The 12,435-nt window shown below is 60.2% G+C and carries 11 protein-coding genes; all 11 read right to left on the bottom strand.

All coding sequences use genetic code 11. The features are described 5' to 3' along the window. Window positions 1-153: 153 nt before the first annotated feature. On the bottom strand, window positions 154-1,989 hold the full coding sequence (gene nuoL / locus B3229_RS19755) for an NADH-quinone oxidoreductase subunit L (protein ID WP_286873709.1): 1,836 nt from the start codon (window positions 1,987-1,989) through the stop codon (window positions 154-156). Then, complete coding sequence (gene nuoK / locus B3229_RS19750; protein WP_003854236.1) at window positions 1,986-2,288, bottom strand: NADH-quinone oxidoreductase subunit NuoK; 303 nt, start codon at window positions 2,286-2,288, stop codon at window positions 1,986-1,988. Before nuoK ends, nuoL begins: the two co-directional genes overlap by 4 nt. Then, window positions 2,285-2,824, bottom strand: coding sequence for an NADH-quinone oxidoreductase subunit J (nuoJ, locus tag B3229_RS19745; protein ID WP_033750465.1), 540 nt, complete (start codon window positions 2,822-2,824; stop codon window positions 2,285-2,287). The genes nuoK and nuoJ overlap by 4 nt, the downstream gene beginning before the upstream one ends. Window positions 2,825-2,834: 10 nt before the next feature. After that, on the bottom strand, window positions 2,835-3,377 hold the full coding sequence (gene nuoI, locus B3229_RS19740; RefSeq protein ID WP_033750468.1) for an NADH-quinone oxidoreductase subunit NuoI: 543 nt from the start codon (window positions 3,375-3,377) through the stop codon (window positions 2,835-2,837). Window positions 3,378-3,388: 11 nt separating this feature from the next. Next, window positions 3,389-4,366, bottom strand: a complete 978-nt coding sequence (gene nuoH, locus B3229_RS19735) for an NADH-quinone oxidoreductase subunit NuoH (protein WP_033750471.1) — start codon at window positions 4,364-4,366, stop codon at window positions 3,389-3,391. Then, the gene (gene nuoG / locus B3229_RS19730; protein WP_286873704.1) at window positions 4,363-7,086 is read right to left on the bottom strand and encodes an NADH-quinone oxidoreductase subunit NuoG; all 2,724 of its coding nucleotides are present in this window, start codon (window positions 7,084-7,086) and stop codon (window positions 4,363-4,365) included. The genes nuoH and nuoG overlap by 4 nt, the downstream gene beginning before the upstream one ends. A gap of 103 nt (window positions 7,087-7,189) precedes the next feature. Then, window positions 7,190-8,530, bottom strand: a complete 1,341-nt coding sequence (nuoF, locus tag B3229_RS19725; RefSeq protein ID WP_179944770.1) for an NADH-quinone oxidoreductase subunit NuoF — start codon at window positions 8,528-8,530, stop codon at window positions 7,190-7,192. A gap of 2 nt (window positions 8,531-8,532) precedes the next feature. Next, window positions 8,533-9,048 (bottom strand): NADH-quinone oxidoreductase subunit NuoE, encoded by a 516-nt coding sequence (gene nuoE / locus B3229_RS19720; RefSeq protein WP_033750480.1) that lies wholly within the window; start codon window positions 9,046-9,048, stop codon window positions 8,533-8,535. A gap of 2 nt (window positions 9,049-9,050) precedes the next feature. After that, window positions 9,051-10,850, bottom strand: a complete 1,800-nt coding sequence (nuoC, locus tag B3229_RS19715) for an NADH-quinone oxidoreductase subunit C/D (RefSeq protein ID WP_033750485.1) — start codon at window positions 10,848-10,850, stop codon at window positions 9,051-9,053. A gap of 117 nt (window positions 10,851-10,967) precedes the next feature. Beyond that, window positions 10,968-11,645, bottom strand: coding sequence for a NuoB/complex I 20 kDa subunit family protein (locus B3229_RS19710; protein ID WP_033750488.1), 678 nt, complete (start codon window positions 11,643-11,645; stop codon window positions 10,968-10,970). Between the two features lie 15 nt (window positions 11,646-11,660). Beyond that, window positions 11,661-12,098, bottom strand: coding sequence for an NADH-quinone oxidoreductase subunit A (locus tag B3229_RS19705; protein ID WP_033750490.1), 438 nt, complete (start codon window positions 12,096-12,098; stop codon window positions 11,661-11,663). Between the last annotated feature and the right edge of the window lie 337 nt (window positions 12,099-12,435).

The following is a 12,435-nucleotide window of genomic DNA, read 5'->3' as shown; positions in this document are numbered from 1 at the left end:
CGGCAGTGCTCGCAATCCTCACGTACTTCAGTACGCTCCGGTTGCTGCGCGCTGGCGGTGCCAAAACTGACCGCGCCGATAACGCCCTCATATTGGGCAATTTTTAACATTCTTGACCTGGGGCGACTCGCCGAGCCGCCCCGCTCATCAACCTTACACCACCAGCATCAGCGCCAGCACCACCACGGCGCCTACGCTCATCGAGGCGACATACCAGCGCAGATAGCCGTTTTCGCTGACTACCAGACCTTTGTTGGCGATACGCGACACCAGCGCAGGCAGGTTCATCACCGCATTCAGCGGATCGCGCTGCAGCAGCCAGGCGATACCGAGATAGGGTTTGACGAACACTTTGTCATACAGCCAGTCGAAACCCCAGGCAGCGAACCACCAGGTGCCGAAGAAGCGGCCCGGCACGCTGTTGGCGATGCGACTAACCAGCTGACGTTTGCCCAGCCAGAGCGCGGCGGCGATCAGGATACCGACTACGGCGACCACGCCGGAGGCGATCTCCAGTCCGACCTTGCCCGCTTCGCCGGTTTCGCTGTGCGGCAGCACGCCCGCCAGCGGCGGCGTGATCAGCGCGCCGACGAAGGTCGACAGCACCAGCAGCACAATCAGCGGCAGATGATGAGTAATCCCTTTGCCCGCATGCGCGTGGATCTTCTCTTCGCCGTGGAACACGATGAAGATCATGCGGAAGGTATAGATCGAGGTCAGGAAGGCGCCCACCAGGCCAGCCGCCATCAGATTGATGTGGCCGTTCGCCAGCGCGCCGAACAAGATTTCATCTTTACTGTAGAAGCCTGCCGTGATCAGCGGCAGCGCGGCCAGCGCGGCGCCGCCCACCAGGAAGCAGGCGTAAACCAGCGGAATGCTCTTACGCAGGCCGCCCATTTTAAAGATGTTCTGCTCGTGATGGCAGGCGAGGATCACCGAACCTGAAGAGAGGAACAGCAGCGCTTTAAAGAACGCGTGCGTCATCAGGTGGAAAATCGCCGCGTCCCACGCCTGCACGCCGAGCGCCAGGAACATGTAGCCAATCTGGCTCATGGTCGAGTAGGCCAGCACGCGTTTGATGTCGGTCTGCACCAGCGCGGCGAAGCCCGCCAGCACCAGCGTAATGGCGCCGACGATGCCGACCAGATGCAGCACGTCCGGCGTCAGCAGGAACAGGCCGTGGCTGCGGGCGATCAGGTAAACGCCCGCGGTTACCATGGTCGCGGCGTGGATCAGCGCCGACACCGGCGTCGGACCGGCCATCGCGTCCGCCAGCCAGGTTTGCAGCGGCAGCTGCGCCGATTTACCCACCGCGCCGCCCAGCAGCATCAGCGTCGCCCACTGCAGCATATGGTTGTCCGCCGCAAAGTGCTGCGGCGCCAGCTCCATCATCTCGCGGAAGTTGAGCGTGCCCAGTTCGTTGTAGAGGATAAACAGCGCAAAGGCGAGGAAGACGTCGCCGACGCGGGTGATGATAAAGGCCTTCATCGCCGCTTTGCCGTTTTCCGGGTTGCTGTAGTAGAAGCCGATCAGCAGATAGGAGCAGAGCCCCACCCCTTCCCAGCCGAGATACATCAGCATCAGGTTGTCAGCCAGCACCAGCACCACCATGCTCGCAATGAACAGGTTGGTGTAGGCGAAAAAGCGGGAGTAACCCTCTTCGCCGCGCATATACCAGGAGGCGAACATGTGGATCAGGAAGCCGACGCCGGTCACCACCGACAGCATGGTGAGCGACAGCCCGTCCAGCGTCAGATTGACTTTAATGTCGAAGTTGCCGACCTGCATCCAGGTCCAGAGCGCCTGGTTAAAAGGCTGCTGGCCATTGGCGAAAAAGTCGATGCCGACATAGAGCGTCACCAGCGCCGCCAGGCCCACCGAGCCCATACCGATCGCGGCCGACAGGTTCTCCGACCAGCGACCACGCGAAAACGCCAACAGCAGGAAGCCGATTAGCGGAAACAGGATTGTTAAGTAGAGAAGATTCATCCGCGCATCTCGCTCACAGTATCAATGTTCAGCGTCTGACGACGACGATAGAGCTGGAGCAGCAGCGCCAGGCCGATGCTGGCTTCCGCCGCCGCAAGGCTGATCGCCAGGATATACATCACCTGTCCATCCGCCTGTCCCCAGTAGCTGCCTGCGACGACCAGCGCCAGCGCGGCCGCGTTGATCATAATCTCAAGGCCGATCAGCATAAACAGCAGGTTGCGGCGTATCACCAGTGATGTCAGTCCAAGGACAAACAGCACGGCGGCAAGAATTAAGCCGTGTTGTAACGGGATCATGCGTGCTCCTCCTTATTGGCGTCGCGGTTGCTCAGCACTTCGCCCTGGCGCTCTTCGCGTCCAACATGGAACGCCACCACCAGACCCGCCAGCAGCAGCATAGAGGCGAGTTCCACCGCTAGAACGTAAGGCCCGAACAGGCTGATGCCTACCGCTTTGGCGTCGATGACCGTGCCGTCGATGCCCTGATCGTTGGCGGTCAGAATGGCGTACACCATCACCACCAGCAGCAGCAGCGAGACGATGCCGGGTCCAATCCACAGCGAGGGCTGCAGCCAGTCGCGCTCCTGCTTCACCGTGGCGTTGCCCAGGTTAAGCATCATCACCACGAAGACGAACAGCACCATAATGGCGCCGGCGTAAACGATGATCTCCAGCGCGCCGGCGAAATAGGCGCCGAGCGAAAAGAAGACGCCCGCAACGGAGAGCAGCGACACGATCAGGTACAGCAGCGCATGTACCGGATTGGTGTGGGTGATGACGCGCAGCGTCGTCAGCACCGCCACCAGTCCGCAAAGATAAAACGCAATTTCCATGCCGGGCTCCTTAAGGTAACAAGCCTTTGACGTCGATGGGCTTGGCTTCGTTTTCGGCGTCGCCCTTCTCTTTCCCTTCGATCGCCATACCTGCCATGCGGTAGAAGTTGTACTCGGGATATTTGCCCGGACCGGAGATCAGCAGATCCTCTTTTTCATACACCAGATCCTGGCGTTTGAATTCGCCCAGTTCGAAATCGGGCGTCAGCTGAATCGCAGTGGTCGGGCACGCCTCTTCGCACATTCCGCAGAAGATGCAGCGCGAGAAGTTGATGCGGAAGAATTCCGGGTACCAGCGGCCATCTTTGGTCTCTGCTTTCTGCAGCGAGATACAGCTGACCGGACAGGCCACCGCGCAGAGGTTACAGGCAACGCAACGCTCTTCGCCGTCGGGATCGCGCGTCAGCACGATACGGCCACGGTAGCGCGGCGGCAAATAGACCGGCTCTTCCGGGTACATCTGAGTTTCGCGCTTGGCGAAGGCATGCATGCCTATCATCCAGATACTGCGCACTGTCGTGCCGAAGCCAACGACAATATCTTTTAAAGTCATCTCAACACCTCTTACTGCGCGTTGTACAGAATCACTGCGGCGGTCGCCAGCAGGTTCAACAGCGTCAACGGCAGACAGACTTTCCAGCCGAACGACAGCACCTGGTCATAGCGTGGACGCGGAAGCGCAGCACGAATCAGGATAAACATCACCATAAAGAACGCCGTTTTCAGGGCGAACCAGATGAACGGCGGCAGGAACGGGCCCTGCCAGCCGCCGAAGAACAGCGTCACAATCAGCGCCGAGACGGTGGTAATCGCCACATACTCGCCGACGAAGAACAGACCGAACTTCATACCGGCATATTCGATGTGATAGCCGTCCGCCAGCTCCTGCTCCGCTTCCGGCTGATCGAAAGGATGACGGTGACACACCGCCACGCCCGCGATACAGAAGGTCAGGAAGCCGAAGAACTGCGGGATGATGTTCCACAGATGTGCCTGGCTCTCGACGATAGCGGTCATATTGAACGAGCCCGCCTGCGCCACCACGCCCATCAGCGACAGGCCGAGAAACACTTCGTAGCTCAGCGTCTGCGCGGAAGCGCGCATTGCGCCCAGCAGCGAGTATTTGTTGTTGCTCGACCAGCCGGCAAACAGCACCGCGTACACCGCGAGGCCCGCCATCATCAGGAAGAAGAGCAGCCCGATGTTGAGGTCGGTCACCATCCAGCTCGGCGACACCGGCACGATGGCAAACGCAAGCAGCAGGGAAACAAACGCGATCACCGGCGCCAGGGTAAAGATAAAGCGGTCGGTAAAGGGCGGAACCCAGTCCTCTTTAAAGAACATTTTGATCATATCCGCGGCGAGCTGCAGCGAACCGCCCCAGCCCACGCGGTTCGGCCCGTAGCGGTTCTGCCACAGACCGAGCAGGCGGCGTTCGGCGAAGCTCATAAAGGCGCCGCACGCCACCACGACCAGCAGAATGACGATCGCTTTGACCACGGTCAGAATGATGTCGATAACGTCCGGTGTTAACCAGCTCATTGCGCCGCCTCCTGCAGTTTGTCAATGTGCGCGCCCGCCAGGAACGGCGGCACGCCCGGCATACCCAGCGGCAGGCCAATCTGGCCCGGCTGCAGCGCGCTGGAGAGGCGCACCGGCAGACGCAGAGTTTCGCCCGAACAGGTAAACTCCACGGCCGCGCCGGCGTTCACGCCCAGCTTCGCCGCGTCCTGCGGGTTGATCACCAGCATCGGCTGCGGCATACGCTTCTGGAAGACCGGCGAACGCTGAGACATCTCCTCGCTGCCGAACAGCTGGTAGCAAGGCGCCACGCGCCACTGCTCGCCGCCGACGAATGCGCTCGGCACCTCAGTGAACCACGGCAGCGACGCTTCGCCCGCCTCGAACAAGCGCACGCCGGGATCGCCGTTGCGCAGCTTGCCGCCCACTTCGGCCTGGAATTTGTTCCACGCCTGCGGGGAGTTCCAGCCTGGCGCCCAGGCAAACGGGATTTGCGAACGCGGCGCGCTCGGCTGGTTGTTACCTTCCATCGAGAAGGCGAACATGGTGTCCCTGTCCTGCGGCTGACGCGGCTCGTGCACGCTGATGTTGGCGCGCGCGGCGGTACGTCCGCTGGAACGAATCGGCGAGCGGGCCAGCTTCTGTCCGCGAATGCGGAAGCTGGCGTCCGGCGCGGCCTCTTTAATGCCCTTCAGCTGCGGCAGCTTCGCCACCACGGCATCGATAACGTGATCGAGCTGGGTCCAGTCGATATGACGGCTTTCCAGCGTGCTGTGCAGCGAGTGCAGCCAGCGCCAGCTCTCCAGCATCACGATGCTGTGGTCGTAGTAGGCGGGATCGTAAACCTGGAAGAAGCGCTGCGCGCGGCCTTCATGGTTGATCGAGGTGCCATCGCTTTCGGCGAAGCTGGCGGTAGAGAGCACCAGGCCCGCTTTCTCCAGCGTGGCGGTGCGCTGATGGTCCACCACAATCACGTTGGTGGCGTTAGCCAGCGCGGCATCCACCAGCGCCTTCGGCGCGTGACGGTAGAGATCGTTCTCCAGCACCACCACCGTATCCGCTTCGCCGCTGCGCAGCTGTTCCAGCGCGCTGTCGAGCGTGTTGCCGCCCATCAGGCCCAGACCCATGCTGTTCGCCGCGCCAGCCAGCAGCGTAATGCCAACGTCCGCGCCGCGCGCTTTCAGCGCTTTGGCGACGTTCGCCGCCGCTTCGATCATCGCCGTGCTGCCCGAATGGGTGCCGGAAATAATCAGCGGTTTTCTCGCGCCGGCCAGCGCCTGCACCACGACGTCCAGCTTGCCGTTCAGGCTGCTGTCGAAGTCGCTTACCGCAGGCGCGCTCTCATCCAGCGCGCTGGCGATGGCGAAGCCAAGACGCGCCTGATCTTCCACCGGCGCGCGATAGCTCCACGCAGCGATATCATCGAGGCGGGTTTCGTCGACGTTGGTCACGAACAGCGGATGTTTCGCGTGCTGACCGATATTCATAATCGCGGCGATCTGCCAGTCGGCGACTTTCTGCGCCGCGGCCATTTCGCGCGCTTTGCCTTTCACTGCCTGGCGCACCGAGAGCGCCACGCGCGCGCCGACCTGGGTGAGATCTTCGCCCAGCACCAGCACCGCGTCGTAGCTTTCCATTTCGCGCAGCGACGGCGTATAGATGCCGCTTTCGCGCAGCACTTTCAGCATCAGCTCAAGGCGCGCCTGTTCGCCCGCCGGCATGCCGGTCGAGAAGTTTTCCGCGCCCACCAGCTCGCGCAGCGCGAAGTTGCTCTCAACGCTGGCGCGCGGAGAGCCGATGCCGATCGCGCGTTTCGCCTGACGCAACACGTCCGCCGCCGCGTTGACTGCCTGCTCCGCATTCAGCTGGACCCAGTCGTTGCCGCGCAGCAGCGCAGGGTGACGAGGACGATCCGCGCGGTTGACGTAGCCGTAGCCGAAACGGCCGCGGTCGCACAGGAAGTAGTGGTTAACCGTGCCATTGTAGCGGTTTTCGATACGACGCAGCTCGCCGTAGCGCTCGCCTGGGCTGGTGTTACAGCCGACGCTGCACTGCTGACAGATGCTCGGCGCGAACTGCATATCCCATTTACGGTTGTAGCGTTCGGAGTGGGTTTTGTCGGTGAAGACGCCGGTCGGGCAGATTTCCACCAGGTTGCCGGAGAATTCGCTCTCCAGCGTGCCCTCTTCCGGACGGCCGAAGTAGACGTTGTCGTGCGCGCCGTAGACGCCCAGATCGGTGCCGTCGGCGTAATCTTTGTAGTAGCGCACGCAGCGGTAGCAGGCGATACAGCGGTTCATCTCGTGAGAGATAAACGGGCCGAGATCCTGATTCTGGTGGGTGCGTTTTGTAAAGCGGTAGCGGCGGAAGCTATGGCCGGTCATCACCGTCATATCCTGCAGGTGACAGTTGCCGCCCTCTTCGCACACTGGACAGTCGTGCGGATGGTTGGTCATCAGCCACTCCACCACGCTTTCGCGAAACTCTTTCGCTTCGCCGTCGTCAATGGAGATAAAGGTGCCGTCGGAGGCCGGCGTCATGCAGGACATGACGAGACGGCCGCGGGTATCCTCGGCGTTCTGGAATTGCTTCACCGCGCACTGGCGGCAAGCCCCAACGCTTCCCAGCGCCGGATGCCAGCAAAAATAAGGAATATCAAGGCCCAGAGAGAGACACGCCTGCAGCAGGTTGTCCGCCCCGTTCACATCATATTCTTTACCGTCTACATGGATTGTAGCCATAGTGAACATGCTTCCGTAAGGCTCGTCAGAGACGAGCGTTAATCATATTCTCGCCCCGGTTGTGGGGCTGCGGCGCAGAGCCGGTTCCGTGTGCTGCGGCGAATTACCAGCGTGCTTTCAGCAGGTTAGGCTGAATACCGCCAATCGCGCGCGTATTGCCAAAGACCTGCGGCGCCATGCCGGCTTCAAACTCTTCACGGAAATATTTAATCGCGCTCTGCAGCGGTTCCACCGCGCCAGGCGCGTGGGCGCAAAAGGTTTTGCCTGGACCAAGCTGGCGGCAAAGCTGCAGCAGGGTTTCGATATCGCCCGGCTGACCTTTGCCCTGCTCCAGCGCGCGCAGGATCTTCACGCTCCACGGCAGGCCGTCGCGGCACGGCGTACACCAGCCGCAGGATTCGCGCGCGAAGAACTCTTCCAGGTTGCGCACCAGCGACACCATATTGATCTCGTGGTCGACCGCCATCGCCAGCGCCGTGCCGAGACGACTGCCCGCTTTACCGATGCTGGCGAACTCCATCGGCAGATCGAGATGCTGCTCGGTGAGGAAGTCGGTGCCCGCGCCGCCTGGCTGCCAGGCTTTGAAGCGCAGGCCGTCGCGCATGCCGCCGGCGTAATCTTCCAGAATCTCGCGCGCGGTAATGCCGAACGGCAGTTCCCACACGCCCGGATTTTTTACGCGGCCGGAGAAGCCCATCATCTTGGTGCCGGCATCTTCGCTTTTCGACAGGCCTTTGTACCACTCGACGCCGTTGGCGAGGATCGCCGGCACGTTAGAGAGCGTTTCCACATTGTTGACGCAGGTCGGCTTGCCCCATACGCCCGCGCTCGCCGGGAATGGCGGCTTGGAGCGCGGGTTAGCGCGACGCCCTTCCAGCGAGTTGATCAGCGCCGTCTCTTCGCCGCAGATGTAGCGGCCCGCGCCGGTGTGCACGATCAGTTCGAAGTCAAAGCCGGTGCCGAGAATATTCTTGCCGAGGAAACCCGCTTCGGTCGCTTCTGCAATGGCGCGACGCAGGTTGACCGCCGCCTCGATATATTCGCCGCGCAGGAAGATATAGCCGCGATAAGCCTTCAGGGCGAAGGCGCTGATCAGCATGCCCTCCACCAGTTGATGCGGCATCTGCTCCATCAGGAGGCGGTCTTTATAGGTGCCCGGCTCCATCTCATCGGCGTTGCACAGCAGGTAACGGATGTTCATGGATTCATCTTTCGGCATCAGGCTCCACTTCAGACCCGTGGAGAAGCCTGCGCCGCCGCGCCCTTTCAGGCCGGAATCTTTCACTGCCGCGACAATTTCGTCCGGCGCCATGCCGTTCAGCGCTTTTTCCGCGCCGGCATAGCCATTTTTGCTGCGGTATTCTTCGAACCAGACCGGCTGCTTGTCATCGCGCATGCGCCAGGTCAGCGGGTGCGTTTCCGCAGTACGAATGATCTGTTTGATGGTCATTGATACTGCTCCAGTAGCGAGGCGATGCCTTCCGGCGTCAGATGAACGTGCGTATCTTCATCCACCATCATGGTCGGGCCTTTGTCGCAGTTGCCCAGGCAGCAGGTCGGCAGCAGCGTAAAGCGGCCATCCGCCGTGGTCTGGCCGGGCTTGATGTTCAGATTCTGTTCCAGCGCCGCCTGAATGCCCTGATAACCGGTGATGTGACACACTACGCTGTCGCAATAGCGGATAACGTGACGACCGACCGGCTGGCGGAAAATCTGGCTGTAGAACGTGGCGACGCCTTCAACGTCGCTGGCCGGAATGCCCAGCACCTCGGCGATAGCGTTGATGGCGCCGTCCGGCACCCAGCCACGCTGCTTCTGCACGATCTTCAGCGCTTCAATCGACGCCGCGCGCGCATCTTCATAGTGGTGTTTCTCGTGCTCGATGGCGTGATGCTCTTCCGCGCTCAGCACGAAGACCTCGTTGGGGTCGATCGTATGAATGGCAATTTTTTGATCGTGCATAATTAGCGGTCCACGTCTGACATAACAAAATCGATACTACCGAGGTAAACGATCAGGTCGGATACCAGGCTGCCGCGGATCACCGACGGGATCTGCTGCAGGTGCGGGAAGCTCGGCGTACGCACGCGGGTGCGATAGCTCATGGTGCTGCCGTCGCTGGTCAGGTAGTAGCTGTTGATTCCTTTGGTCGCCTCGATCATCTGGAATGATTCGTTGGCTGGCATTACCGGGCCCCATGAAACCTGCAGGAAGTGCGTGATCAGCGTTTCGATATGCTGCAGCGTACGCTCTTTCGGCGGCGGCGTAGTCAGCGGATGATCCGCTTTGAACGGCCCTTCCGGCATATTGTTCAGGCACTGCTCGAGAATGCGCAGCGACTGCCACATCTCTTCCATCTTCAGCTGTACGCGCGTGTAGGCGTCGCTGATGCCCGCGCCGACCGGGATCTCGAAGTCGAAATTCTCATAGCCTGAGTAAGGACGCCATTTGCGCACGTCGAAATCCAGGCCGGTGGCGCGCAGCGCGGCGCCGGTGGTGCCCCAGGCCAGCGCCTCGTCCATATTGTAGGCGGCGACGCCTTTGGAACGGCCGACCAGCACGCTGTTGCGCAGCGCGGCTTTGTCATACTCTTTCAGACGCTTCGGCATCCAGTCGAGGAAGTCGCGCAGCAGGCGCTCCCAGCCCTTCGGCAGATCGTGCGCCACGCCGCCGATACGGAACCAGGCCGGGTGCATGCGGAAGCCGGTGATCGCTTCGACCACGTCATAAATCTTCTGGCGATCGGTGAAGGCGAAGAACACCGGCGTCATCGCGCCGACGTCCTGAATAAAGGTCGAGATATAGAGCAGATGGCTGTTGATGCGGAACAACTCGGAGAGCATTACGCGGATCACGTTGACGCGATCCGGCACCACGATGCCGGCCAGCTTTTCTACCGCCAGCACGTAAGGCATTTCGTTGACGCAGCCGCCGAGGTACTCGACGCGGTCGGTATAGGGAATGTAGCTGTGCCAGGACTGGCGCTCGCCCATCTTCTCCGCGCCGCGGTGGTGATAGCCGATATCGGGCACGCAGTCGACGATCTCTTCGCCGTCCAGCTGCAGAATAATGCGGAATGCACCGTGCGCCGACGGGTGGTTCGGGCCCAGGTTGAGGAACATAAAGTCCTCACTGGTGGTGCTGCGCTTCATGCCCCACTCTTCCGGCTTGAAGGTCAGCGCCTCCATCTCCAGATCTTCTTTCTGTTTGGTCAGCGTAAAGGGATCGAACTCTGTGGCGCGCGCCGGGTAATCTTTACGCAGCGGATGGCCTTCCCAGGTCTGCGGCATCATGATGCGCGTCAGGTGCGGGTGGCCGTCGAAGGTCACGCCGAACATCTCCCAGGTTTCACGCTCGTACCAGTTGGCGTTCGGGAAGATTTTCGTCAGCGTCGGCAGATGCAGATCGTTCTCTGACAGCGCCACCTTGAGCATGATGTCGCGGTTACGCTCGATCGACAGAAAATGATAGAAAACGGAAAAATCCGCGGCGGGCAGACCGGCGCGGTGGGTACGCAAACGCTCATCCATGCCATGCAGGTCATAGAGCATGATGTACGGCTTCGGCAGCTTGCGCAGGAAGGTCACGATCTCCAGCAGCTGCTCGCGCTTCACCCACACCACGGGAATGCCCGTGCGGGTTGGCTGAACGGTAAAGGCATCCGGCCCAAAACGGTTACGCAGCTCGCCGATCACCGGGTCGTCCAGGTGATCCCGGGTTTGCCATGCAGGCTGAGCGAGATCGTGCGTGGTTAAATCTGTCATACGTTACTCACCATTCCGGCCTGTCGCCAGGCACTCAAAAGAAGGCGTCAGGATGGGGCCGCGCATTAAATTGTGATGTTTTGCCGCGGGCGTGGAATCCATCCATGTACGGTGTTCTTACACTTCGTCAGGCGTGCGAAGATTGGTGACGGCGATGCGCTCGCCGCGTTTTCTCTCACGTTCCGACTGCATATTGGCGCGATAAACGCCCTGATCGCCGACGACCCACGACAGCGGGCGACGCTCTTTGCCGATCGACTCACGCAGCAGCAGCAGCGCCTGCATATAGGCTTCAGGACGCGGCGGGCAGCCAGGAATATAGACGTCGACCGGCAGGAACTTGTCCACGCCCTGCACCACAGAGTAGATATCGTACATGCCGCCAGAGTTAGCGCAGGCGCCCATTGAGATCACCCACTTCGGCTCCAGCATCTGGTCATAGAGACGCTGAATCACCGGCGCCATTTTGGTGAAAGGCGTACCGGCGATCACCATAAAGTCCGCCTGACGCGGCGAGGCGCGCATCACTTCCGCGCCGAAACGCGCGACGTCGTGCACGGCGGTAAAGGAGGTGGTCATCTCTACGTAGCAGCAGGACAAACCAAAGTTATAGGGCCACAGAGAGTTCTTACGGCCCCAGTTCACCATGTCATGCAGGGCATGCTCGAGCTTGCCCATGTAGACGCTGCGATGAACGTGCTGCTCAAGGGGATCGGCAACGATCTCCTGTTTTTGCAGAGGATAACGGTCGTTCTCACCACCGTTGGGGTCTATGCGGGTGAGCGTATAGTCCATCAGATTGCCTCGCTTTTACTGCTTATGAGGGTTGGTGTGACCGATCGGGCTGGATTTGACCACCACGCGACGACGTGCAGGCGCCCAGTCCAGCGCGCCGATACGCACCAGATAGACCAGCCCCGCCAGGAGCACCAAAATGAAAATTGCGGCTTCGACAAAGCCGACCCACCCGCTTTCGCGGATTGAGGTCGCCCATGCGTATAAAAAGAGCGCTTCTACGTCGAAAATGACGAAGAACATCGCGACGAGGTAGAACTTCGCCGAGAGGCGGATATGGGTATCGCCCACAGATTCGATACCGGATTCGAACGGCGTCTCTTTATGACGCGCGCGGGCGCGGCCGCCTAAGAGCCATCCTCCGGTAAGCATAAAGGCGCAAAGGCCGAAAGCGATAATGACAAATATGATAAACGCCCAGTGATGAGCGACGACTTCGGTGGCTGTTGACATACTCTTTGCTTACTCATCAAAAGTGGCGATGGCATCCTGCGCGGGTCACTTGCAGCAAACGCACCACATCGATTCAAGGGAAGGAAAAAAACCTTATAAATTATGCTGTCATTATCAATTAGGCAGCAATTTTATGGGGTCTTTTACTCCTTTCTATAACCTTTTGTCAACTTTGACAAAAGTATCCAAACATTATTTTACACGCGCATCAAAATTTTAACATATGATGCGCGCGTTGCCAGCTAAATCGCTTCAGTCTGTATGGTCTTTTAGAATGTAGCGTGAATTCAAATGCATGGATCGTGCATTTATCCAACGTATTCTGGCAGGCTTTAGC

Source organism: Pantoea sp. UBA5035 (assembly GCF_002415245.1).
GTDB classification, from domain to species: Bacteria; Pseudomonadota; Gammaproteobacteria; order Enterobacterales; family Enterobacteriaceae; genus Pantoea; species Pantoea septica.
Note: the sequence above shows the minus strand (reverse complement) of the source record. Positions and strands in the feature narration are given on the sequence as shown.

What these genes read in the sequence shown, in the direction of transcription:
- nuoI (WP_033750468.1), bottom strand. Translation starts at nt 3,377, where the DNA reads ATGACTTTAAAAGATATTGTCGTTGGCTTCGGCACGACAGTGCGCAGT.
- B3229_RS19710 (WP_033750488.1), bottom strand. Translation starts at nt 11,645, where the DNA reads ATGGACTATACGCTCACCCGCATAGACCCCAACGGTGGTGAGAACGAC.
- nuoC (WP_033750485.1), bottom strand. Translation starts at nt 10,850, where the DNA reads ATGACAGATTTAACCACGCACGATCTCGCTCAGCCTGCATGGCAAACC.
- nuoG (WP_286873704.1), bottom strand. Translation starts at nt 7,086, where the DNA reads ATGGCTACAATCCATGTAGACGGTAAAGAATATGATGTGAACGGGGCG.
- nuoH (WP_033750471.1), bottom strand. Translation starts at nt 4,366, where the DNA reads ATGAGCTGGTTAACACCGGACGTTATCGACATCATTCTGACCGTGGTC.
- nuoJ (WP_033750465.1), bottom strand. Translation starts at nt 2,824, where the DNA reads ATGGAAATTGCGTTTTATCTTTGCGGACTGGTGGCGGTGCTGACGACG.
- nuoK (WP_003854236.1), bottom strand. Translation starts at nt 2,288, where the DNA reads ATGATCCCGTTACAACACGGCTTAATTCTTGCCGCCGTGCTGTTTGTC.
- nuoL (WP_286873709.1), bottom strand. Translation starts at nt 1,989, where the DNA reads ATGAATCTTCTCTACTTAACAATCCTGTTTCCGCTAATCGGCTTCCTG.
- B3229_RS19705 (WP_033750490.1), bottom strand. Translation starts at nt 12,098, where the DNA reads ATGTCAACAGCCACCGAAGTCGTCGCTCATCACTGGGCGTTTATCATA.
- nuoE (WP_033750480.1), bottom strand. Translation starts at nt 9,048, where the DNA reads ATGCACGATCAAAAAATTGCCATTCATACGATCGACCCCAACGAGGTC.